The following is a 22,279-nucleotide window of genomic DNA, read 5'->3' as shown; positions in this document are numbered from 1 at the left end:
TTTTTTTCATTATAAAAATAAATTCTTGGAGGAATGTAAAAATGCAAAATTTATTAAATGTAGGCACAGTTTTAGGGGTAACTTTAGGGGTAGTAGCAACAATGTTAGTTTTATTTCCGTTAATTAAGAGAAAAGATGTAAAAGTAGATGAAGTATTACAAAAGGTGGACGTGGCACTAAATGGAGCGGGTGCAGTTATTGCAGTCGCAGATAAAATTATGCCAGTTAATCCTGCTTTTGATATATTAAAAGTAGTAGAAAAATATGTTCATGTAGGGGTCCATCAAGCAGAACAGCTATGTATTAATAGTAAATTAGGTAAAGATGAAAGAAATGCTAAATCCAAAGAAATTATATATGCTGCACTAAAATTGCTGAATATAGAACCAACTGAGGAGATAGATACTATTATAAATGGGACTATAGAAGCAGAAACGCTTGCACTTGGACATAAAGATTTAACCGAAGTGGAAAAACAAGCACAGTTACAGAAAGTTCAAGTACGAGCAAGTCAATTACAGGTCGAAAATGTACAACTTAAACAGACTATAGCGACCATACAAGGAGCTGTACAAGTAGCACAATAATTTAAAGCCTAGACTCAGTAGAAATACTGGTTCTAGGCTTTTATTTTTTTGTGAAATATATTTTTAATATTGCTATTATTTATGAACATTTAGTTGACACATGACAAGCGAAGTGGTATAATTATATTAAAGAGGAGGTGAGAAAGTGATAGATAATTTAGGTAAAATGATAGCCTTAGTAATCTCAATACTAACAATACGCCAACTGAACTGCATGAACAGAAAAACGAAGTTAGAAATTGAAAAGCTAAGGCTAGAAATTAAAAAGTTGAGAGGTGATTAACCTCTCTCCTCTTTACCTAATAATATATCACAATAAATATGAAAATAATATACAGTATTTTAGTTTTATTACTAGGTGTAATTTGTATTTTATGGATTAGGAATTTATTGTTAAAAATAACTAAGAAAAAGCTTCAAGCTGAAAAAGATGAATTGTTAAAAAGAAAGAGGTAATATTATGAAATATGAATTTGAAACAAAGGACGAATTAATTAAGTTCCTAGCCTCAGAGGTGTTAACAACTCCTGAGGCTAGAGAATTATTAGATTGTTCAAGACAGTATCTATCTCAGTTAGTATCTAAGGGCAAGATAATACCCATTAAAGTATTAAGTAGAGAAAGCTTATTCTTTAAAGAAGATTTGGAAACATTAAAAAATAAGAAGAACAAAATAAAAGAAGAACAATCTAGCTAAACCTCAGGGAGAAATCCTTGAGGTCTTTTTTATTTTTTAAATTTCAAAGTTATTATAAAAGAGAAGTAGATAAATTTGTTGGCGCATAGGATAATTAGAAAAGTGATTTTTTAAAAAAATAGAGAGAAATTATTAACAACAATATTTATTTGCAAAAAAAAAGGTTAAAATACAATATGTGTCGAAATAAAATAAATAATGTTAATAATTTTTGAAAGGTTGGTATTATAAGTCATGAAAATATTATATGTAGATAATTATCGTAATTTTACTAAAGCATTTATTCCATTAAAACAAGTAAATTTTTTAGTAGGTGAAAACAGCACTGGAAAAACATCAATTTTATCATTAATTTACCTATTGAAAAGTGCTCATTTTGAATATAGTTTTGACTTTAGACTAGATGAAATAAATGTTAGATTCTTTGATGAAATAGTAACAAAGGGTAAAAAATCATTTACCGTGGGTATTTTGAATGAAATAATTAAAAAGGGTGATCGAGATCAAGATCAATTAGTTGTTAAAGAAGAAAGTGTAGACCAAGAGTCAACATTGTTTACGTTTATTAACATTGAGGGTATACCCACAATTAAGTCAATACATATACTTAAAGATAATATCGATATGGAAATTACCTTTTATAATAATTCCTTAAAATATAAGTATAGTAAAATCACAGAAAAAAATATAGATATTAATTTTTTAAGAAAATGGGCTGATAACTATTATTTACAAGGAAAGCGCAGCTATATAACCAATGAACTAGAAGGAATTGATAGGAATGGTTTGTTTTTTATTGTTAGAAAAATTAAGCAAGATATTAATAGACGTATTAGTGAAACTAAGAAAAATAAAGGTGAAGTATTTGATTTTGATTATTTAACGCATTCCTCAAAATCAGTGGAATGGATAGGGCCGATTCGTGCAAAGGCTAAATACATTTATGATAGTTATAGTAGTCTTAATAGGCGTAATGATAGAAGTGAACTAATGCCATATTTTTTAAAAAAAATATTATCTAAGAATAACGCGGATAAATGGAGTGAGCCAGCAATAATAGAGTCTATAAACAGATTTGGTAAAGAAAGTGGATTATTTGATTCACTAGAGATAAAAAGTTATTCAAGAGGGAAAATATCTCCTTTTGAGGTCAATATTTGTTTTAACAATAAATCGTATAAGATTGCCAATGTAGGTTATGGGGTATCACAGATATTACCTATTATTGTTTCGGCTTTAAATGATGAATACGAGTTACAAATTATACAACAGCCAGAAGTGCATTTGCATCCAAGAGCACAAGCTGCATTTGGTGAATTTATATATAATATGTGGTCGGAAAATAGGACATTTATTGTAGAAACTCACAGTGATTTCATAATTGATAGGTTTAGAATTTGTACAAAAATGCATAATAAAAATAATGATTCACAAGTTTTATTCTTTGAAAGAACTGACGCTGGTAATAATGTTTATAATATAGATATTGATGAAAATGGTAATTATTCTGACAATCAACCAGATGCTTTTAGAGACTTTTTTATAACAGAAGAAATAAATCTGTTGGGAATATAATGATATGTGTATAATAATTGACACAAACGTATTTGCATCAGTATTTAATTGTTCATCGGCAGAACATGAAGATTTTAAACCAGTATTAGATTGGATAACGAAAGGTAGCGGGAAAGCGGTTATTGGTGGAAATACATATAGGACTGAATTGAAAAAAGCAAAAAGGTATTTGAAGTTATTTACGCTTTTGGCCTCTTGTAACAAAATTATACATGTGGATGACGCAGAAGTAGATCAGATAGAAATAAATTTAAAAAAGCAATTGGTACATAGGGATTTTGATGATCCTCATTTAATAGCATTAACTATAGTTTCAAAGACTAAGCTTATATGCTCAGGTGACGCAAGAGCATATAAGTATATAAAGGATCCGAATCTTTATCCTAAATGCTTTAACAGACCTAAGATATATAAAGGTAAAGAAAATAAAAATTTACTGATTGATGAAAATATTCCTGATAAATACAAACCTGTAAACAAACTAAATAAAGCTAGGTATGATTCGCTAAGTACTAATTTTAGTAATATAATTTAAATTAATCATAACAAAGTTGGTTAAGTTTTAAGATTGGTAATAAAGTTAAGTACAGGTCAAAGGCATTATGAATGTATTTGAGAATTTCTAAGGTAGTATAGAAAAGCTATGGGTTGGCAAACGGCAATTCATGACTTTTTTAATTTAATTTACTTTTTTAAAGGCAATGCTAAAATTGTATGATTATAACTAATATGGTACTATATAAAAGAAAAAAAGAATATAAGGGGGCATAATTTTGGAAATTAAATCTATGAATAAATCTTATAAAAAGGGGTGGACTTGGCTAATTGCTATTGCAATGGTTGTAAGTATGGCTACTGGGTGCAGTACGAATGAGGCAAAAGTAAAAACTGATGCTAAAGTTGCAGCTGTAAATACTACTAAAACCGAAACATCTAAAGTAGCAGTCTCTGGTGAACTAAAAGTACACTATATTAATGTAGGACAAGCAGATAGCATTTTAATACAACAAGGTTCAAGCTCTATGTTAATAGATGCTGGTAACAATGCCGATTCACAAACAGTTAAAAAATACATAACTGATCAAGGGATTACTAATTTAGATTTTTTAGTAGGAACACATCCGCATGAAGATCATATTGGCGGACTTGATTATGTAATAAATAGCTTTAAAATAGGCAAAATCTACATGCCAAAAGCTACTTCTACTACTAAAACTTTTACAGATGTAGTTAATGCTATTAAGAGTAAGGGTATGAAAGTTTCAGCACCGACTCCAGGAGAAAGTTTTAAACTAGGTGAAGCTACATGCACCATATTAGCTCCTAATGGAAGTGGATATAAAGACACTAATAATGATTCTATAGTTATTAAAGTGACGTTTGGAGGTAATTCATTCTTATTTACTGGAGATGCAGAAGACGTATCAGAAAATGAGATGTTAGCAAAAGGTTACGATCTTAAGGCAGATGTGTTAAAAGTTGGCCATCATGGAAGTAATTCTTCTACTACACAAAAATTCTTAGATGCCGTCAATCCTAAGTATGCAGTAATAAGTGTTGGAAAAGGAAATGATTATGGTCATCCTGTACAATCAACAATGGATAAATTTAAAAATAAAAATATATCGGTTTACAGAACAGATGAAAATGGTACTGTTATTGCTACATCAAATGGTAAAGATATTAGTTTCAATGTAAAACCAGGCAGCTATAATGGTGCTAAAGAAAAGGTAGCTGCTAAGACAACTACCACTACCAAAAGTTCAAATATGAATAGTGTTAAAGCAGCTACACCAAAAGTAGCCGCACCTAAAGTAACTCAAGAGGTAGCTCCAAAACAAAGCAATAGCGGCACAATGGTTTGGTTATCTGCAACAGGGAGTAAATATCACTCAATAAATAATTGTGGTAAGATGAACCCTAACAATGCTACACAAGTTACTTTAGAAGAAGCTAAAAAAAGTTATAGTCCATGTAGTAAATGTGGACCACCACAATAGGAGGACATATTATGAAGGTAGTTATAGATAGATTCGAAGGATCTTACGCAGTTTGTGAAAAAGAAGATAGAACTATGACGGATATATCTAAAGATAACATTCCTCCTGGGGCTAAAGAAGGTGACGTACTTAATGTCAATAATAATATAATTACTATTGATATAGAGGAAACTGAAAAAAGAAAAAGAGAAATTGAAAAATTAACTGAAGATTTATGGGAATAGAATTAACCTTGGTGTAACAGCTGAGGTGCTTTTTTATAAAAGGAAATAGAATAAGTGTTTAGAAAGTTTGTTGAATAATATTATAATTAGACGACGTAACTATTAAAATTAAATTACGAGCAATGTTCTTTGAAAGCAGAACAATACAGTATTAAAAGATAAAAGTAATACGTAATTTTATTGAAAAGAAAATGTAGTAATTGTAAGTATATGATATGATTACCTTTAGCCTTAATATAAATACTAATGATAAGTATTCGTATATGTTTATATAAATACTTAGAAAAATAGTGAAGCGGTGCCAAAAATACAAAATTTAGCAAGAGGTGATAATGATGACAGACAATAATTTGTTTTTTATACAATTAAACAAAATTTTGCAAGTGTTTGTAGACGATCCATTTGAAAATATGAAGCTTGCATATGATATCCAGATGTCTTTATTAGATAGAATTTTAAAAATAGAAAATGAAATAAAATCAAATAAAGGCAAAATCACTCGTAATAAGGGTATAACTAAAGATAAAAATACTACAAATGATACTAGACGTAAGTTGAGTACAGAATCTAAAAATCTTAAAGATGAAAGTATAAATCTTAAGGAAGATATTAAAAGACTTCGTGAGATAGGGGATTCTTTAGCTTTTGCATATTTCAATAAACATGATTTAAAAACTCTTTGTTGGAAACAGACAGCTGGCTTTATTGGTGGTAAAGAAGGTTTAAAAAAAGAACTTTACGAACTAAAATCTATTTTTGAATCAGGTAGGTTTGCAATTCTAAATGATATAACTAATTCACTAAGATATGGAGATATAACAATTGAAAAAGAGGGGAAACCATACCTGTTAGAGATTAAATCAAGTGATAATAGAAATAATAGGATCATTAGACAAGAAAAAGGGCTTGATGAGAAGATGGAGGTAATTCAAAATGATTATATAGAAAATTTTGAGGAAACCAATCAAACATTTAAGCGAGTACATACAAATAAACAGGAAATTAATTATAAAGAAGATTTGCAACTCTTAATTGAGGAAGCATTTCTAAAAGGCAAAATAATTAAAGAAATGGAAGAAGGTTTAACATATGCTATTTACTATAAATTAGAAGATTTTGATAGTTTTAAAGAAGTGTGTCAAAACATAAATGAACCAAGAGTATTTTATATAAATCAGATGAAGTATATTAATGAAAATTACACTCCCTTTCCAATAATATTTAAGGATGAAAAGTCTTTGATGGAATTTTATAATGGTAATTTGATAATATTGGTAGTAATTGATTTGAAAGTTTTGAGAAATAAACTAAAACAAAAAGGATATATTTTTAATCATAATGAGAATGGTGAATTTACAATTACTTTCGAACATGATGGAGAGGATATAGATATGGTTGCATCTAATTATCATGTGACTAGAATTGGCCGTGAATTTATAAGTCTAGAATGGTTTATTAATGGAATTGAAGATGTGGTCAATAGTGTTAGCAGTTAAAGTTTATATGGATTTCCATTAAAGTTCTGTATCCCTAAATTAGTGTAATCATTTTATGCAATACCGTATTATTCAGGAATGAATTTTACGGTATTTTTACGTCGCATTTCAAATATAATTGTAAATAGGAGCTTCAGTTCCTGACAATTGGGTGAAACAGCACTTAAAGTCTAATATGTAAATTATGTTCTTTGATAACTAAATAATACGGCATTAAAAGTAATATTTATTAAGTTATACAAATTAATGGATTTTAAAAGGCTGGTATGTTATAATCTCCATGTAAATTAACAAATATTTAGAGTGTTGTGGTCTAGAATAGAGGAGAATTTTATGGGGGATAACAAATCAAGAATCATTTATGAACCGTCGTTTGTAATACAGAATCCTAAGGTTTTGACAAGTCTTTGTATGTTTTATGATGAGGTGATGTTATTCAATTCAAAACCTATAGACGATGAAATACAAAAATTAGAGGAGTTAAAAGAAAAAGGATTAATTGATACCAAGGGTATTGCTAAACTAGATTTTATTAACGGACCATTGAAAATATTAAGCAATGAGAATGTATTGAACGTATATGATGCTAAGAAATGTAGTGAGGTGTTTGTTGAAGCTAATGAATTAGATTTAGATTTAGAGCTGATAGATAAACCTGGTCATTTAGGTTTTAAAATTCAAAATTCGAAAATGAATAATTTAACTAAAAATATAGTACAAGCTATTCTCTCAGGAAATAACAATAAAATTACAGTTTCTGAATTAATAAGAGCAGCTAACATATATTCTGTTGCCGAAGCTTATAGTATTCCAATATTTTCGGGACATGAAAGCTATAATTCAGGTGTGAAAATTGATAACAAAGACTATGTAAGTTTCTTGTCGGAAAATTTAGCAATAATGTCAATTTGTGAATTAGCACTCCCAGAAATGGTTACTCAAAATCCAGAAGATATTTTAATTGCCAGGGAAAAGTTAAAAGATGAATTATTAGAATTTAAAGCAGGGATATTAGAATTAACTTATTTGCTACATCAAAAAATAGATAGTAATCGATCATCGTATAACCAAATTGCAAATGAATGTACAGTACTAATAAATACAAAAATAAAAGCTTCATTAATAAGTTTAGAGAATAAGATAAATAAAAATAAAAATAAAAGAATAAAGAATATGATTGTGATAGGGGCTAAGTTATTACTTTCTGGAGGAAATATATTTACTTGTGCAAATGAAGCAAAGAGCATTATAGAAAGTGGTATTAGTATTGCAGATAATTTATCTAGTTTGATAAATATAGATAAACCTGAGCATAAAATTGCATCGTATATATTTAAATTTAATAATCGCTTTAATAAATAGCAAGTTGGTATATTAACTAAATAATTTATGAAAATACCGTAATATTCAGGATCGAATCTTACGGTATTTTTACGTCGCAGTTCAAAAAAAGTCTTCTTAAATTACATGGAAAACAAATATATAATCTTTATTTTAAGCATATCATTACCAACATATCAATAACCATACGTTTGAAACCCATATGTGGCTATCGTACATACTTAATAAGAATATAGTTAATAAGACTTTATTAATAAGACTATATAAATAACTCTTATACAAACAACAACTACTATATACCTAAAGGTATGCTATAAAATAGGGAATCGGGGTTGTTTTGTCAAGTAGAAATAGAAATTTAAATAAAAAAATAAGGTAGCCAATTTTATCGTTGGTTACCTTTTGCCATATTCTTTTAATAATAAGACCAATGCTTTATCGAATAGTTTTGAAGCGGGTATTGAAGTTTCGTTTGACAAATCTTTAAATTGCCTTAATAAGTCTTTATCAAATGTGCTAGAGTATCTTTCTCTATTAACTAAAGTATCTTTTTTAGTTTTCATAAAAACCTCCTAAACTTAGAGTATACCTATATTATAACATATAAATTGATTAATTATAATCAATGTTGATTAATTAATTCATAAAAAAGGTTGATTAACATTAATTAATGTTGTATACTTGCAATAAGTTAATCAATGTTAATCAATGTTAAATAAGGGGGTTCCACAATGGCTACTAAAGGATTTACCAAAATAAACAATTCAATAATTTTCGATTTAAACCTATCATGCGAGGCCATCGGTCTTTATGCCAAACTACAATACTTATCTACCATGGATAACTTTTCTATTAGAAGAGAACATATAAAATCTATTAGTGGTTATGGAGAAACCGCCTTCAGAAGGGTTTGGAAAGAACTTAAGGATAAAGGTGTACTCATTGAAAACAAAACAAGTAATAAAGGTAGATATGAGTATATATACACTTTGAAAAACAATGAAGGGGCTACAAAAGTAGTTGCTCCAGTAAAGAAAAAGAAACTTAAACATCTAGATAGTAATTGTGATGCTCCACTGGATGGACAAATACATATTGATGATGTTTTAGGGTCAGAGCAACAAGAAGTAGTTAGCATAAATGAAGATGTTAGGGCCGTAGCAGAAGTTACAGGGTTAAAGGATGTAGATGTAGCTGAACTTTTAAAAGTGGCTAGTAATAATGTCGCTAAGGTTATTGAGTGTCACAATTACAGTGTGGCCCAGGAGAATGTAAAAGATATTTTTAACTACACAAAATGGGCAATAAAGAACAACAAAGTTTTGAAATGTAAAAAAGAATATTCTGCCAAAGGTACATTTAATGATTATCCACAACGCACATATGATTTTGAGAAATTAGAGAAGGCACTGTTATACGGTGAGCAGTATGAGTTGCCAGCGTAGAAATAATGATTAGAGAAAATGAGTAATGTAGAAGCGGTGGAACAGATAATTTGCTGTAATATTAATAAATTAAATGGAGGTTTTAATAATGAATAAAGTAGCACAACATACAATTATAGACGTTGGTAATTATTTTATAAAGTATATAGGTGGAAATATGGGCAGTTTTAGTGCTAAATATACTACGGACTACCAAAGTTATCCTGATAGCTTTCAAAGGGTTGAGATAGATGAATTTACCACATATTTAACCATTGGAGAGTTTAGCAAAGAATATGACAAAACTAACAAAGAAAACTTTATACCACAACTCATGTATGCTATATGCAAAGCTAATAGTGGTGACGTTATAAAAACTAATTTATGTTTAATGTTGCCTATAATGCAGATGGCTAGTAAACAAAAGTTAATAGATATAGTAAGCAAAAATAAGCATACAAAATTAAAGTTTAATGGTGTAGATAAGGAGATTTTTATAGAAGACACATTAATATTACCTGAAGGTTATAGTAGCTATTTTAGCCTTAGTAAGGAGCAGAAGATGGGTGATATTTGCATAATAGATTGTGGTAGCAGAACAATAAATTTATCTATCCTTGAAAATGGGAAAGTAGTTAAGCTCCAAACAATTAAACTAGGAAGCTATGATCTATATACTAAAATTAAAAATATAGAGAATAAGGATTATAGCGAAGAGGACATACAAAGACTTATAGATAATAAGATAATCACGGTAGAAGAAAAGGAGTACACTTTATTTTTAAGTAATATATTAAACTCTATAAAGCCTTATGCCAATCTTAATACCTATAAAGTTTACTGGACTGGAGGTACAAGCTTAATGTTAAAGGAGTATATAAAGCAATTATCTTTAAAGGCGAGTTTTGTATTGAATAATGCAAGCACAAGTAATGTAGATGGAGCATCAGAGGCGTGTAAGAAGGTGTGGAGCAATGGCAATAAGCAAGAATAGTGTAAGAGTCCAATTCACGTTAAACTTGGACAAACCTAAAGAAAAACAAATAGTAGAGTTTCTTGATGGATGCATGGACCCAAACAGCTCTATTAAAGAAATAATTTATAATTACATAGTGAGTAACGGTGGTGTAAAGTTGCCACTAGTTACTCCAATAAAAGTAAGTGAATGTGATACAAAGTTACTCACCGTAAGTAAAAGTGATAATGTAAATAAAAATATAGTTACTCAAAGTGATGAAAAGCCACATGAAGTAAGCGAATTAGAAATGAATGAGCTAGAGGAATTGAGCAAGTTTATTTAACTTGTATAAGGGAATAGGATCTATATCCAAGAATGATATTGGACTCTCTCAGGGAAGGTGACTATATAATGAAAGAAAACAATGAAAATGGGTATAACGACCAGAACGAGGATGAAGAATAACAAAATTGACAGAGTTGAGAATAAGAAAAATGGTCTTATTAAATTTTAAATGATTAAAATTAGTAAGCAATCCGGAAATTTTAATAAAATACAGTAGAATATAAGAATTAAAAAGTTTTGAAATAATATAAAGAAAAATACAAAAAGCGAAGAAAAAATACGAACATATGTTCTTTACTTTTATAAATTAAAATGTTATTATTAAACCATTAAGGATACATTTAACAAATTATATTTCCATTACGGAAGGGGATAAAAACATGGGGGAAACAGATTATATAAGAGATGTTTTTAAAAATGATATAAAAAAGGACACACAAATAATTTCAAGACTATTGGAATTAGAGATAGATTATTTTATTAAAATTGAGAAAGCGCTAAATCAATAATAAGTTGGTTTAGCGCTTCAAATCTGTATTCGTCAAAAATTCGTCAAAAATTATATTGCAATTCTTTATAATTCTTTATAAGTATTTAAAAATGTTTTTATAAGAACCGTTGATATTGCTACATTATATAAGTATATTGCATTGTATATAATATTGATTCAGATAAGTAGCATTCTAAGGCAGGACCCTGACCTAATAATGATTGGGGAGATAAGAGATGAGGAGACAGCGAAAATAGCGGTTAGGGCTTCAATAACTGGACATCTAGTATTGTCGACACTTCATACAAATGGAGCGATGGCGACCATATCAAGGTTAATAGACATGGGTATTCCATCATATTTAGTTGCGGATTCATTAGTTGTAGTATTAGCTCAGAGGTTAGTGAGAAAGCTATGTCCTTATTGTAAGGCGGAATATAAAGTTATGAATGAGGAATTTGAACATTTAGGATTTAAAAGAGGTGAGAAAACATATAGTGCAGTAGGGTGCAATAAGTGTTGTGAAACTGGATATAAAGGGAGAACTGTAATATATGAGTTGCTAGAAATGGATAGTAATCATAGATCAATTATAGTAAGAAATGGGATAAGCGATGAGCTTTGGAAATATTGTAATGAAAATAAGTCGAGTTCACTTAAGGATAGTTGTAAAACTTTAGTGCTTAATGGGATAACATCAATAGAAGAATTTATAAGTGCTACTTATAGCTATAATTTTAAATAAGGGATCTCTAAACAAATTAAAAATGACGGGTAATAGGTGAATATAACATGAGATATAAATATGTTGCTAAAACATCAAATGGAGTTTTAATAAAGGGAAGTACGCAAAGTGATAGTATTGAAGAATTAGCTTTAAGATTACGTGAAAAAAAAGTATATTTAATGAAAATTAGAAGTGTAAAAAATATAGGTGAAATTTCGAGTAAACCTAGTTTGAAAACAATATCAATGTTTTGCAAACAATTTTCTTTATGTATTAAAGCTGGTATTTCAATATGTGACATTCTTAATTTGCTTAATGAGCAAATGACGCATAAGTCAATAAAAAAGAGTCTAATTGATATTTGCGAAAATGTAAAAAAGGGTAATTCACTCCATGAAAGTATGAAAAAAACTATAAATGTATATCCTAGATTTATGATAAATATGATTTATTTGGGTGAGGAGAGCGGTAGGCTCGATATAATTTTAGAAGAATTAGCTGAGTACTATGAAAAAGAGCATAAGTTGTTAAAAAGATTTACTAACTCTATGATTTACCCATCTATAGTATTCATAACATTAATGATTGTGTCCATGTTTTTGATGATAAAGGTAATTCCAGTATTTATTACAAATCTTAATTCTCTTGATGCAGAAATCCCACTAATAACACAAATAGTTCTAGGAACAAGTAGTTTTCTTCAGCACAATTTATTATTGATTTTACTTGTAATTTCAAGTGTAGGTTTTATTTTATTAGAATATTTTAAGACTGAAAGAGGAAAGATTATTTTTTATAAATTTCTATTTATGTGCCCAATATTAGGACCGGTTTATAGGAGAATTATATACACAAGGTTTTCTAGAGGACTTAATATACTGCTAAGTAGTGGAGTTGGGTTAATTAGAGCATTTGAAATAATTAATGATGTTATAGGTGATAGGTATTTTAAGCTAAAACTTAAAATAGTTTTTAATGGTATAGAAAAAGGGGAAGACTTATCAAGTTCAATAAATGCAATGAATTTATTTCCACAATTTTTTATTGCTATGATAAAAATTGGTGAGGAAACTGGCACTTTAGATGGAATGTTTTTAACTGCCGCAGATATCTTTTATGAGGATGCTCAGGAAAATGTAGATAAGGCTACAGTATTACTAGAACCAATTTTAATAATATTTTTGGGACTTATGATTGGAATAATCATATTAGCAGCTATGCTTCCGATGCTAAATGTTATGGACTCTGCAGGTAAGTTGTAATGATATTAAGGTTGCAGCTTTGTGTAGATAATTTAGGGGAATATGAGAGGGGAATTTATGCGTAGAGGGTTCACATTAATTGAGATGATTTTAGTATTGTCTATTATGGGTATAATTGGTGGAACTAGCGTTGTGTCTGTTAGATATTACAACACAATAAAAAACAAAGTGGATGCAGATTATTCTTGCAATGCTATAGTAAGTTTTATTAATAATTCGAAAATGTATTGTAGAGAGAATTCTTGCAGTGGAATTATAACTTTTGATGTACTAAGGAATGAAATAAAGTTGCACGATGGTACGACAGAGATTAACAAATTATCATTATCTAATAAAATAAAATTATATGAGGTTATAGGGAGGAGAAGTGATAATGATATTGTAAGTGATGACAAGGGTTATAGTAATGACTCATGTACAATAATTTTAAAAGATAACAATTTGATAGAACATAGAATAACAATGAGAGTAGGTACAGCATATGTCAAAATCATTAAGTAAAAAGGGATTTACATTAATTGAGGTATTATGCAGCCTTGGTGTATTTTCCATCATTTTCATTTGTATGATGTCATTTGATAAAGCTTCCATTAACATGAAAAAAGATATTAAAAATATAAATAACGATGTGCTAATAATGGAAGCTATAAAAAACAATATTATATACTCAATGACTTTCAAGGAATTAGAACAGTTAGAAACAAGTAAAAATTTCTTTGTGGATAAAGAAAATATGAATTTCAACAAAATTAAAACTAATGTTATGCAGGTGTTTTCGGATCATACTTCCACCCAGAATCCATATATAGAGTTAAGTTTAATAAAAGATGAATTAAATGTTTATAAATTGAAGCTTTTGTTGCATTCTGGAAAAACGAACAAGAGAGAAGAGATACAGTGCAATTTTTATAAAGGGTGTCATGAATGATTAAAAAAGGATTTACACTTGTAGAAATAACAATTGTTATGGCTTTGGTATTTTTAATGCTTGGAGTAGTAGATGGTATATTTATCTCTTATGTAAAAACTTATAAAAGCAGTGTAGTACAAAATAATGGGTTTAATTATTTAAGTGAAGCAATAGCCATAATAGAAAAAGAGGTGAATTATCTGGCAAAAGATGTAATAACTGAGGAAAATGTTATCAAAATTAGTAATACAAATGGAAATGATATAAAGTATATAAAGTGTATAAATGGTAATCTATATGTTTTGTATGGCACAATGTATAAATTGCCTAATGATAGTTCTAGTAAGGCCTTAATTGTAGATAATGTGAAAGAATTTGTTGCTGTAAAATCCGGGAAAAATATTTATATTAAAATAATTTGGTATAATGGCCAAAATGTTGAGAGGTGTTTGGTTCTAGAAAATGCAAACTAAAAAAGGATTTATATTAATTTATACAATTTTAGTAGGACTTGTTTGCTTAACTATTATGATGTATATATTTGATGTTCAATTGTCAGAGGTTAAGTATGCAACAAGTAATAAAAAACATGTGTTAAAGGATGACAATTACCAAAGAGACAAAGAGTATTTAATGACTTTATTTTTTAAGTACATAAATGCAAATAAAGTACAAATAAAGCAGGAGGGAATAAATAAGTTTTCGTTCGATTCTTTAAGTAATACTGTAAAGTATGGTGGTGCTAATGTTAGTCATACTGGATCGACTAACCAATTCATTTTTACAACGCCTGATGTAAAAAATGAAAAAAGATATGATTATTTTATATTAGAGGATAGTGGTGAAAAGTTTAAGCTGATATTTATAAAGACTGAATATCATAATAAATAAGGGAGGGGAAAATGAAGTTCAGGAAAAATATATTTTTAGAAGTTACGCAGCAGAAAATTTCAAGTATAGAATTTTCTAAACATTTGATTTTTAATAAGTTATACAATATTTCTAATGAAAATACATATTATAAGGATGATTCCAATACAAAAAAGTTTCAAATTGATATAAAAAATAAGAATTTATACGTTTTGGTTGAAGGTGAAACAGTGTACATACGATTGGTAACATTGCCAATAGTTAGAAAATATTTAATAAATGATATGATTAAAAATGAATTAAGATATTATTATAAGGATATAAATAATATCTCATTCACCTATAAATTAATTAAAGAGAATAAAACCAATATGGAGATATTAGTTTTTTGCTTAAAAGGAAATAACCTAGATATGTTAGAGGATAGTATTAATAATGTTACTTTCAAAAAAGTAAACCTAATCCAATTTTATTTTAAAAGCTTTTATGCAAACAAGATCAATGTGAAAAACTATATAATGGTATTTTATTATAATAGCAATTTATATTATTTAATATGCAACAATAATGAGATTGTAGCTAATAATAGTGTAAGTCTTAAGGAAGTCACCTTATCAAAATTTTCAAAATCAATGAATGAATTTTTAGAACAGTATAATGATTATGCAAAATCCTGCGAAAAAATATATTATTCAAACATATCACAATTAGATATTGAATCAGATATTAAAAAATTTGAATATCTACAATTGTCTCATCAAATACTAGATGAGTTAAAGAGAGAAGAATTGTTGAAATATATAATATTAAAGGGGTAGATAAACATGAGAAAAAATACATTTATTCCTAATTGGTATATTGATAAAAAGAATAAAATAAATATGAAGATAATAAAAATGGGTATTATGCTATTTTTCATATTAGATATCATTTTGCTAGGGCTTATATTAAATCTCACAAATAAAACAGGAAATATAGAGGGGAAAAGTATTAGTACTCAAAAGAACAGTGGTATTGAGCTTAGAACAAAACAAGATACAATTATTATTGAGAAATATACCAAACTAAATAATTTTTTAAAGGAAAATGGTTTGAAGTACAAGGATATTACAATAACTGATAATAACTTTAAAATGAATATAGAAGTTAAAAATTATGAAGAATATATCAAAGTAATAAGTTGCATAGAGAATAAATACCACGTAAAAAAATTAACCCCTAATATTAAAGATAAAGATAAATTTACCTTTAATATTGAATGCGAGGTATAAGATGTATAAAAATCGACAGTCTGAATGGATGTTAGTAATACTTATGATGATAATGGCTATTTTATCTTTTGAATTTATAATTTCTAAAAATAAATTTATAACATATAATGATAACAAAGTAATTAGTAGTATTACTGCTAAAAACATGAGAAGCGCTGAGAAATTTGGATATAGTGATATTTTAGAATGCTTAAGCAAAAATAAAGATTTTATGGTAGAGTCCATTAATATGTCGGATAATGAAAAATGTAATGTTGAAGTTAAGTATAAAGGGGATTTAAATTTATTATATAGTTCATTAGTTAAGTTAACTGAAAGCAAAAATTTATTAAATGTAAATAAAATTATTATTCACAAAGACACTGAAGTTACAAATATAGAGATTGATTTTAAAAAGAATAAGTGATTAATTGAAATATTCGCTCCAATTTTAGGGAGTGAATATTTTAATTAATGATTTTTGTTAAAATATATACACTTTAAATGGTATACTTATAAAAAAGACATAAAATTATTCAAAAAATATATATTTATATTTGCAAATATCCTTAAGTTTTGATAAAATAACATTGTTCCACTGTAATGTTTACATTTAGTGGAGTGCAAACGTAATGATTGGTATTAATTTACCTAATAAGGTTATAATATAAATGGGTTAATTGAATTATTTATAAATTTTGGAGGGATACTTAATGATTTCAGCAGGCGATATAAGAAAAGGAACAACATTTGATGAAGGTGGACAAGTTTACACAGTTATAGATTTTTTACATGTAAAACCGGGTAAGGGAGCTGCATTTGTTAGAACTAAGTTAAGAAACGTTATAAACTCAGGGGTTACAGAAAAAACATTTAATCCTACTACAAAATTACAAGAGGCAGTTATAGAAAGAAAAGAAATGCAATATTTATATGCAGCTGACGGACTATACTACTTCATGGATCAAGAAACTTTTGAACAAATACCACTTAACTACGAAAAAGTTGAAGAGGCAATAAAATACTTAAAAGAAAATATGTTTGCTATAATAAAATTTTATAAGGATGAGGCTTTCTCAGTGGAGGCTCCAAACTTTGTAGAATTACTTATAACTAGTACTGAACCAGGTGTTAAAGGTAATACATCTTCTAGTGTAACAAAACCAGCTACTGTAGAAACAGGAGCAATTATTCAAGTGCCAATGTTCGTCAATGAAGGTGAAACTATAAGAATAGATACTAGAAATGGAGATTACATGTTAAGAGTTTAAATTTCTATTTAAAAAGAACCGATATCATATTGGTTCTTTTTTTTTGTTCTTTTTTTGTTAACTAATACATATATTATGGAAATGAACCCGAATTTAAATAATATGATTTAATTTATATGGAATATTATGCAAGGCAAAGAAATACAAATTATATATGGGAGGATGAGAAGATGTTAGGTACAAAAGATTTATTTGAAATACTACCTAAAACTATTAGAAATATTCTTGAAAAAGTTGATAATGTGCAACAACTTGAAGAGATTAGAGTAAAGGTGAACAAGCCTTTGTTTATTCACATTGGCAGTAAAGAAAAAGTCTGGGAATATATTGCGACTCCAGAAGATTTAAAATACATAATGCAGAGGATAAGCAATTACTCCATATATGCCTTTGAAGACGAGATACGGCAAGGGTATATAACTATAAAAGGCGGACACAGAGTTGGATTATGTGGGATTTGTGTAATTGAAAATAATAGCATTAAAACCATTAAAGACATTTCGTCTATAAATATACGAGCATGTAAAGAAATTATTGGATGTGCGGACAAAGTTATGCCATATATTATTAATAATAATTCAGTATACAATACAATAATTATATCTCCTCCTAAATGTGGCAAGACAACTCTAATAAGAGATATTTCGAGGCAGATATCCAATGGTTATAAAGATATGAGTTTTAGAGGGAAGAACGTCTCTATAATTGATGAGCGCTCCGAGATAGCTGGTTCTTTTAAGGGAATACCACAAATGGACGTTGGAGTGCGTACTGATGTACTAGATAATTGCCCTAAGAGTCAAGGAATTATGATGGCGATTAGAAGTATGTCACCTGATGTGATAGTTTGTGATGAAATTGGTACTAAAAATGATATGGAAAGCATTTTAATGGCATTAAATTCTGGAATTAGTTTAATTACAACTATTCATGGTTTTGGAATTGAAGATTTGTATAAAAGATTAGTTTTCAAGGATATTGTTGATAATTACGTATTTACCAGGGGGATAGTGCTTAGTAATAAAAAAGGAATTGGAACAATAGAACGTATCTATGATTTTACTAAGGGCATAGATGTATGGAGGTCGTAATATGATTAAAATAGTTGGGTGTCTTGTAATCTTAGTTGCGTCAACTATGGCTGGATTTATATACAGCGAAAGGTTAAAATATAGGGTTTTTCAACTAAATGAAATTCAAAGAGCTGTTTATCAACTTCAAAATGAGATAACTTATGTACATGCTCTTTTGCCAGATGCTTTTAAAAGTATAGCAGGGAAAAGTAAAGAACCGATAAATGAACTATTTAATAAAACAAGTGAATTGTTAACTAACAACGAATACGAGAATGTATATGAAGCTATGAATAGTGCAATAAACCTAACAAAAAATAAATTATATATAAATTCTGATGATATAAATGTTATTTTGGATTTATCAAAAACACTTGGAGAATCTGATATTCAAGGTCAAAACAGTATGTTTCTGCTTACTATAGCGAATTTAAAAAAACAAATTACGATATCTGAAGAATATATGAATAAGAATATAAAAATGTATAGATGTTTAGGCTTTTCTTTTGGGGCAATGATTGTAATAGTACTAATATAGGGAGGAGGTTTTTATGTGTTAGATGTTAGTTTACTGTTTAAAATAGGGGCAATAGGTATTCTCATTATTATTATTGATAAGATTTTAAAAAGTGGTGGCAAGGATGATATCGCTGTAGTTGCGAATTTAGCTGGAGTAATAATAATTCTTATGATGGTGATAAATTTAGTAAATAAACTGTTTACTTCTGTAAAAACTTTGTTTCAGTTTTAGGATGAACAGATAAAAATCAAAAACTTTTATTTACTGGCAGAGTCTATCGAGGAGGGTGTTATGGAAATAATCAAAGTTGTTGCATTCGCTTTCATAGCATTATTTATTGTGCTTATATTCAAAGGTAGAAGAGATGATTTAGCTATTCAAGTTAGTATAGCAGCGGGAATATTGATATTTTTATTTATGGTAAACAAACTTACAATAATTCTGGGGTTTTTACAAACGTTGGCAAATAAGGCTAATATTGATGTCGTCTATTTAAATACTGTTTTTAAAATACTGGGAATTGCCTATTTAGCTTCTTTTTGTAGTGAGATTTGCAGGGATGCTGGTCAGAGTAACATAGCAGGTAAAGTTGAATTTGCTGGAAAAGTATTTATATTAGTTTTGGCAATACCAATTTTAATGGCAGTAATGCAATCTATTTTGAAAATAATGTAGAGGTGTAGGATGAGGATATGTAAAATGAAGAAACGAAATATGAAGAGACTTAATATGAAAAAGATTTTACTGATTTTATTATTTTTATTATCTTTGAACATTAGTGTACAAGCTGCTGAGATAGGTAAGATAGGGGAAAAGCAACAAACTGAAATAAATAATTTATATGACTACATTTCTAATGTTAAATCTCAATATGAAATATTTAACGATATGCAGCCACAAACTTTTGTGGAGCAATTTATAAAAACTGGTGATAATGGTTTAAGTTTTAATAAAACATCAACTTTCATTATTAGATATACGTTTAAAGAGGTTATTGCATGCATGGAATTAATTGGGAGTCTTATGATTATTGCTATTATTTGTGCGATGCTAAATAATCTTCAAAGTGCTTTTAATAGAGAGAGTTTATCAAATATTGCTTACCTTGCGTGTTATGGTGTAATGATTTTAATGATAACTAAAAGTTTTTATGTAGTAGCAGAGCTTGCCAAAAATACGATTGTCAGTATGTCTAATTTTATGTCAGCACTTATCCCAGTACTCATGATGCTCCTAGCAAGTGTTGGTGGATTTGCAGAAGCGACGCTGCTAGACCCTGTAATTATGGGTTTTGCAACGGTAAGTTCTAGGATATATGTAGATATTATCATTCCTATAATATTTATGAGCTTTGTAATGCAGTTTGTTAGCAGTATATCTAGCGATTACAAAATAAAAAATCTAACAAAACTTTTAAAACAAACTGCCATTTGGATACAAGGAATAGTTATGACAGTGTTTATTGCGGTAATTACAATACGAAGCATTGCAGCAAAAACATTAGATCAAGTTACTATAAAAACAGCAAAATTTGCGGTAGATACATTTGTACCTGTAGTTGGAAAATGTTTATCAGATGCAATTTCTACAGTAGCTGGATACTCACTTCTTTTAAAGAGTGCTATAAGTGGGCTTGGGTTAATTGTTCTTATGGTAATAGTAATACTTCCTATTATAAAACTTCTGATTATGGCTTTTTTATATAAAGCAGCAGCTGCACTAATTGAACCAATAAGCGATAATCGCACAGTAGAGTGTATAAATTCAGTAGGGGATTCTATTCTTCTTTTAATGTCTTGTGTAATATCGGTAAGTGTAATGTTTTTTATAATGGTTGCGATAGTAGCGGCTACTGGAAAAGGTATAATATCAGGATGATAATTACCATATATTATACTTATATGGTGAATTTGATTCTAATCATAAAGGAGGTGGTGGTAATTTGATTGAACTATTAAAAGTCTGGGTAACAAATATTACTATAGCTATATTTTTTATTACTGCTGTAGAGATGATTTTGCCAGACAATAACATGAAAAAATATGCAAAATTTGTATTGGGTTTAATGTTGATTGTTGTAATAATAAAGCCTATAATAAAAATCTTTGATAAGAACTTTGATTTGAATTCTTATTCTAATAAAGCAACAAGTTACATTGAGGGAAGCACTCAGCCTTCAGACATGAAGAAATATAAAGATATTAATATAGTAAATACAACAGAAAATTTTAAAAAAAATTTACAAAAAGAGTGTATTACAAATTTAGAGCAGACCTATCCAGAAAACAAGTACAATGCTGATGTCGATGTTGTTTATGATAGTAAAAATGGAGTTTTCAATATTAATAGGGTAAAAATTGATGTTGTTGATAGCGGGGTTCAAAGTATTAAAAGTATAAAAATTGATACACAAAGTGTGGATGCTTCTAATAACAATGTTTTAACAAACACTCAAGGGAAACAGATAAAGAAGTTTTTAAGTAATAAACTTAAAATATCTGATGATGTTATAACTGTTTATAAAGTAAATTCATAAAACACATGATTATTAATTGATATATAAATAAGAAAAGAGGGGGATTTCTATGAACAATGATAATTTACTTAGTAAATTTACTGAGTTTATTAAAACAAAAATTAATAGAGGTAATGAAAGTAGCAAAAATGACAAAAGCAAAAAGTCTGATAAACTATTAGGAAATATAGTATTACTGATTTTAGTGGCAGTTGTAATAGTATTAGCAAGCAGTTCATTTAAGTCATCAAAGCCAACTTCAACTGCACAGACTACAATAGATACAGAAACACAGAAAAATGCAACTGCGAAGGTAACCAACACGGCTGCAGTGAATGATTATGAAGCACAACTAGAAAGTAAACTTAAATTAACCCTTGAAGGGATGGAAGGGGTTGGAAAGGTACAAGTGATGATCTACTTTGAGAGTGGAGAGGAAAGTGTCCCTGCAGTAAATGTTAATGATTCTAAAAGTGTTACAAAAGAAGATGATAAAGCTGGTGGAACAAGAAATATAACTCAAGATAATAATGGGAGCACTGTAGTTATGGAGAATAACGGGAGCGCGAATGAACCGTTAATTGTAAAAAAAATAAAGCCAATTATTACTGGCGTATGTGTAGTGGCAGAAGGATCAGGTGTGAAAATTACAGAACTTAGGATTAGACAGGCAGTGATTAATTTATTTAATTTGCCTGAGAACAAAGTTAATGTATATCCTATGAATAAGTAGCATATAATTTC

At 28.6% G+C, this 22,279-nt stretch carries 31 protein-coding genes; 30 read left to right on the top strand and 1 reads right to left on the bottom strand.

Annotated features, from left to right (window positions below):
- Positions 1-41 precede the first annotated feature (41 nt).
- The 9 genes from A7L45_RS13845 to A7L45_RS13810 all read left to right on the top strand — a co-directional run bounded on the left by A7L45_RS13845 (position 42) and on the right by A7L45_RS13810 (position 7,941).
- Positions 42-587, top strand: a complete 546-nt coding sequence (locus tag A7L45_RS13845) for a hypothetical protein (protein WP_071613336.1) — start codon at positions 42-44, stop codon at positions 585-587.
- Positions 588-732: 145 nt separating this feature from the next.
- Positions 733-870: a hypothetical protein gene (locus A7L45_RS23270; protein ID WP_169829599.1), complete on the top strand. Its 138-nt coding sequence runs from the start codon at positions 733-735 to the stop codon at positions 868-870.
- A gap of 177 nt (positions 871-1,047) precedes the next feature.
- Positions 1,048-1,284, top strand: coding sequence for a helix-turn-helix domain-containing protein (locus tag A7L45_RS13840; RefSeq protein ID WP_071613335.1), 237 nt, complete (start codon positions 1,048-1,050; stop codon positions 1,282-1,284).
- Positions 1,285-1,518: 234 nt separating this feature from the next.
- Positions 1,519-2,859, top strand: a complete 1,341-nt coding sequence (locus A7L45_RS13835) for an AAA family ATPase (RefSeq protein WP_071613334.1) — start codon at positions 1,519-1,521, stop codon at positions 2,857-2,859.
- A gap of 4 nt (positions 2,860-2,863) precedes the next feature.
- On the top strand, positions 2,864-3,394 hold the full coding sequence (locus A7L45_RS13830; protein WP_071613333.1) for a type II toxin-antitoxin system VapC family toxin: 531 nt from the start codon (positions 2,864-2,866) through the stop codon (positions 3,392-3,394).
- 238 nt (positions 3,395-3,632) lie between these two features.
- Positions 3,633-4,859 (top strand): ComEC/Rec2 family competence protein, encoded by a 1,227-nt coding sequence (locus tag A7L45_RS13825; protein ID WP_236900448.1) that lies wholly within the window; start codon positions 3,633-3,635, stop codon positions 4,857-4,859.
- 11 nt (positions 4,860-4,870) lie between these two features.
- Entirely contained in the window at positions 4,871-5,083 is a 213-nt protein-coding gene (locus tag A7L45_RS13820) for a DUF3006 domain-containing protein (RefSeq protein ID WP_071613332.1), read from the top strand.
- 332 nt (positions 5,084-5,415) lie between these two features.
- Positions 5,416-6,579, top strand: coding sequence for a hypothetical protein (locus A7L45_RS13815; protein ID WP_236900447.1), 1,164 nt, complete (start codon positions 5,416-5,418; stop codon positions 6,577-6,579).
- A gap of 333 nt (positions 6,580-6,912) precedes the next feature.
- A complete protein-coding gene (locus tag A7L45_RS13810; protein WP_071613330.1) occupies positions 6,913-7,941 on the top strand; it encodes a hypothetical protein in 1,029 nt (342 codons plus the stop codon).
- Between the two features lie 374 nt (positions 7,942-8,315).
- Here A7L45_RS13810 and A7L45_RS13805 read toward each other — a convergent pair whose 3' ends face one another.
- A complete protein-coding gene (locus A7L45_RS13805; RefSeq protein ID WP_071613329.1) occupies positions 8,316-8,483 on the bottom strand; it encodes a ribbon-helix-helix domain-containing protein in 168 nt (55 codons plus the stop codon).
- A 168-nt stretch (positions 8,484-8,651) separates the two neighbouring features.
- Here A7L45_RS13805 and A7L45_RS13800 point away from each other — a divergent pair, with 168 nt between their 5' ends.
- The 21 genes from A7L45_RS13800 (at position 8,652) to spoIIIAG (ending at position 22,268) form a co-directional block, all read left to right on the top strand.
- Positions 8,652-9,365 (top strand): hypothetical protein, encoded by a 714-nt coding sequence (locus A7L45_RS13800; RefSeq protein WP_071613328.1) that lies wholly within the window; start codon positions 8,652-8,654, stop codon positions 9,363-9,365.
- Between the two features lie 88 nt (positions 9,366-9,453).
- Positions 9,454-10,338 (top strand): ParM/StbA family protein, encoded by an 885-nt coding sequence (locus tag A7L45_RS13795; RefSeq protein ID WP_071613327.1) that lies wholly within the window; start codon positions 9,454-9,456, stop codon positions 10,336-10,338.
- Entirely contained in the window at positions 10,319-10,645 is a 327-nt protein-coding gene (locus A7L45_RS13790) for a hypothetical protein (protein ID WP_071613326.1), read from the top strand. The genes A7L45_RS13795 and A7L45_RS13790 overlap by 20 nt, the downstream gene beginning before the upstream one ends.
- A 382-nt stretch (positions 10,646-11,027) precedes the next feature.
- On the top strand, positions 11,028-11,156 hold the full coding sequence (locus tag A7L45_RS24095; protein WP_257786548.1) for a hypothetical protein: 129 nt from the start codon (positions 11,028-11,030) through the stop codon (positions 11,154-11,156).
- Positions 11,157-11,297: 141 nt separating this feature from the next.
- Entirely contained in the window at positions 11,298-11,882 is a 585-nt protein-coding gene (locus tag A7L45_RS13785; RefSeq protein WP_071613325.1) for a GspE/PulE family protein, read from the top strand.
- A gap of 47 nt (positions 11,883-11,929) precedes the next feature.
- Positions 11,930-13,126, top strand: coding sequence for a type II secretion system F family protein (locus A7L45_RS13780; protein WP_071613324.1), 1,197 nt, complete (start codon positions 11,930-11,932; stop codon positions 13,124-13,126).
- A gap of 57 nt (positions 13,127-13,183) precedes the next feature.
- Positions 13,184-13,627, top strand: coding sequence for a type II secretion system protein (locus A7L45_RS13775; RefSeq protein ID WP_162523181.1), 444 nt, complete (start codon positions 13,184-13,186; stop codon positions 13,625-13,627).
- Complete coding sequence (locus tag A7L45_RS13770) at positions 13,608-14,054, top strand: type II secretion system protein (RefSeq protein WP_071613322.1); 447 nt, start codon at positions 13,608-13,610, stop codon at positions 14,052-14,054. Before A7L45_RS13775 ends, A7L45_RS13770 begins: the two co-directional genes overlap by 20 nt.
- Positions 14,051-14,509, top strand: coding sequence for a PilW family protein (locus tag A7L45_RS13765; protein WP_071613321.1), 459 nt, complete (start codon positions 14,051-14,053; stop codon positions 14,507-14,509). The genes A7L45_RS13770 and A7L45_RS13765 overlap by 4 nt, the downstream gene beginning before the upstream one ends.
- Complete coding sequence (locus A7L45_RS13760; RefSeq protein WP_071613320.1) at positions 14,499-14,927, top strand: hypothetical protein; 429 nt, start codon at positions 14,499-14,501, stop codon at positions 14,925-14,927. The genes A7L45_RS13765 and A7L45_RS13760 overlap by 11 nt, the downstream gene beginning before the upstream one ends.
- A gap of 11 nt (positions 14,928-14,938) precedes the next feature.
- Positions 14,939-15,724, top strand: coding sequence for a hypothetical protein (locus A7L45_RS13755; RefSeq protein WP_071613319.1), 786 nt, complete (start codon positions 14,939-14,941; stop codon positions 15,722-15,724).
- A 6-nt stretch (positions 15,725-15,730) separates the two neighbouring features.
- Positions 15,731-16,177 carry a hypothetical protein gene (locus A7L45_RS13750; protein WP_071613318.1) on the top strand — a complete coding sequence of 149 codons (447 nt, stop codon included), beginning with the start codon at positions 15,731-15,733 and terminating at the stop codon, positions 16,175-16,177.
- Between the two features lies 1 nt (position 16,178).
- Entirely contained in the window at positions 16,179-16,583 is a 405-nt protein-coding gene (locus tag A7L45_RS13745) for a hypothetical protein (RefSeq protein ID WP_071613317.1), read from the top strand.
- A gap of 286 nt (positions 16,584-16,869) precedes the next feature.
- Positions 16,870-17,427, top strand: a complete 558-nt coding sequence (efp, locus tag A7L45_RS13740) for an elongation factor P (protein ID WP_071613316.1) — start codon at positions 16,870-16,872, stop codon at positions 17,425-17,427.
- Positions 17,428-17,597: 170 nt separating this feature from the next.
- Complete coding sequence (spoIIIAA, locus tag A7L45_RS13735) at positions 17,598-18,518, top strand: stage III sporulation protein AA (protein WP_071613315.1); 921 nt, start codon at positions 17,598-17,600, stop codon at positions 18,516-18,518.
- 1 nt (position 18,519) lies between these two features.
- Complete coding sequence (gene spoIIIAB, locus A7L45_RS13730; protein ID WP_071613314.1) at positions 18,520-19,038, top strand: stage III sporulation protein SpoIIIAB; 519 nt, start codon at positions 18,520-18,522, stop codon at positions 19,036-19,038.
- Between the two features lie 15 nt (positions 19,039-19,053).
- Positions 19,054-19,251, top strand: a complete 198-nt coding sequence (gene spoIIIAC, locus A7L45_RS13725; protein ID WP_071613313.1) for a stage III sporulation protein AC — start codon at positions 19,054-19,056, stop codon at positions 19,249-19,251.
- A 60-nt stretch (positions 19,252-19,311) separates the two neighbouring features.
- Entirely contained in the window at positions 19,312-19,695 is a 384-nt protein-coding gene (gene spoIIIAD, locus A7L45_RS13720; RefSeq protein WP_071613312.1) for a stage III sporulation protein AD, read from the top strand.
- Between the two features lie 24 nt (positions 19,696-19,719).
- Positions 19,720-20,898: a stage III sporulation protein AE gene (spoIIIAE, locus tag A7L45_RS13715; RefSeq protein ID WP_071613311.1), complete on the top strand. Its 1,179-nt coding sequence runs from the start codon at positions 19,720-19,722 to the stop codon at positions 20,896-20,898.
- Positions 20,899-20,962: 64 nt separating this feature from the next.
- Positions 20,963-21,556, top strand: coding sequence for a stage III sporulation protein AF (gene spoIIIAF, locus A7L45_RS13710; RefSeq protein WP_071613310.1), 594 nt, complete (start codon positions 20,963-20,965; stop codon positions 21,554-21,556).
- A gap of 100 nt (positions 21,557-21,656) precedes the next feature.
- The gene (gene spoIIIAG / locus A7L45_RS13705) at positions 21,657-22,268 is read left to right on the top strand and encodes a stage III sporulation protein AG (RefSeq protein WP_372445228.1); all 612 of its coding nucleotides are present in this window, start codon (positions 21,657-21,659) and stop codon (positions 22,266-22,268) included.
- Positions 22,269-22,279: the final 11 nt, after the last annotated feature.

This window comes from Clostridium estertheticum subsp. estertheticum, from assembly GCF_001877035.1.
In the GTDB taxonomy this organism is placed as follows: domain Bacteria; phylum Bacillota; class Clostridia; order Clostridiales; family Clostridiaceae; genus Clostridium_AD; species Clostridium_AD estertheticum.
Note: the sequence above shows the minus strand (reverse complement) of the source record. Positions and strands in the feature narration are given on the sequence as shown.

Bases quoted from the DNA above. Each gene is read 5' to 3' on its own strand.
- A7L45_RS13845 (WP_071613336.1), top strand. From the start codon at position 42: ATGCAAAATTTATTAAATGTAGGCACAGTTTTAGGGGTAACTTTAGGG.
- A7L45_RS13840 (WP_071613335.1), top strand. From the start codon at position 1,048: ATGAAATATGAATTTGAAACAAAGGACGAATTAATTAAGTTCCTAGCC.
- A7L45_RS13835 (WP_071613334.1), top strand. From the start codon at position 1,519: ATGAAAATATTATATGTAGATAATTATCGTAATTTTACTAAAGCATTT.
- A7L45_RS13830 (WP_071613333.1), top strand. From the start codon at position 2,864: ATGTGTATAATAATTGACACAAACGTATTTGCATCAGTATTTAATTGT.
- A7L45_RS13820 (WP_071613332.1), top strand. From the start codon at position 4,871: ATGAAGGTAGTTATAGATAGATTCGAAGGATCTTACGCAGTTTGTGAA.
- A7L45_RS13815 (WP_236900447.1), top strand. From the start codon at position 5,416: ATGATGACAGACAATAATTTGTTTTTTATACAATTAAACAAAATTTTG.
- A7L45_RS13810 (WP_071613330.1), top strand. From the start codon at position 6,913: ATGGGGGATAACAAATCAAGAATCATTTATGAACCGTCGTTTGTAATA.
- A7L45_RS13805 (WP_071613329.1), bottom strand. From the start codon at position 8,483: ATGAAAACTAAAAAAGATACTTTAGTTAATAGAGAAAGATACTCTAGC.
- A7L45_RS13800 (WP_071613328.1), top strand. From the start codon at position 8,652: ATGGCTACTAAAGGATTTACCAAAATAAACAATTCAATAATTTTCGAT.
- A7L45_RS13795 (WP_071613327.1), top strand. From the start codon at position 9,454: ATGAATAAAGTAGCACAACATACAATTATAGACGTTGGTAATTATTTT.
- A7L45_RS13790 (WP_071613326.1), top strand. From the start codon at position 10,319: ATGGCAATAAGCAAGAATAGTGTAAGAGTCCAATTCACGTTAAACTTG.
- A7L45_RS24095 (WP_257786548.1), top strand. From the start codon at position 11,028: ATGGGGGAAACAGATTATATAAGAGATGTTTTTAAAAATGATATAAAA.
- A7L45_RS13780 (WP_071613324.1), top strand. From the start codon at position 11,930: ATGAGATATAAATATGTTGCTAAAACATCAAATGGAGTTTTAATAAAG.
- A7L45_RS13775 (WP_162523181.1), top strand. From the start codon at position 13,184: ATGCGTAGAGGGTTCACATTAATTGAGATGATTTTAGTATTGTCTATT.
- A7L45_RS13770 (WP_071613322.1), top strand. From the start codon at position 13,608: ATGTCAAAATCATTAAGTAAAAAGGGATTTACATTAATTGAGGTATTA.
- A7L45_RS13765 (WP_071613321.1), top strand. From the start codon at position 14,051: ATGATTAAAAAAGGATTTACACTTGTAGAAATAACAATTGTTATGGCT.
- A7L45_RS13760 (WP_071613320.1), top strand. From the start codon at position 14,499: ATGCAAACTAAAAAAGGATTTATATTAATTTATACAATTTTAGTAGGA.
- A7L45_RS13755 (WP_071613319.1), top strand. From the start codon at position 14,939: ATGAAGTTCAGGAAAAATATATTTTTAGAAGTTACGCAGCAGAAAATT.
- A7L45_RS13750 (WP_071613318.1), top strand. From the start codon at position 15,731: ATGAGAAAAAATACATTTATTCCTAATTGGTATATTGATAAAAAGAAT.
- A7L45_RS13745 (WP_071613317.1), top strand. From the start codon at position 16,179: ATGTATAAAAATCGACAGTCTGAATGGATGTTAGTAATACTTATGATG.
- efp (WP_071613316.1), top strand. From the start codon at position 16,870: ATGATTTCAGCAGGCGATATAAGAAAAGGAACAACATTTGATGAAGGT.
- spoIIIAA (WP_071613315.1), top strand. From the start codon at position 17,598: ATGTTAGGTACAAAAGATTTATTTGAAATACTACCTAAAACTATTAGA.
- spoIIIAB (WP_071613314.1), top strand. From the start codon at position 18,520: ATGATTAAAATAGTTGGGTGTCTTGTAATCTTAGTTGCGTCAACTATG.
- spoIIIAD (WP_071613312.1), top strand. From the start codon at position 19,312: ATGGAAATAATCAAAGTTGTTGCATTCGCTTTCATAGCATTATTTATT.
- spoIIIAE (WP_071613311.1), top strand. From the start codon at position 19,720: ATGAAGAAACGAAATATGAAGAGACTTAATATGAAAAAGATTTTACTG.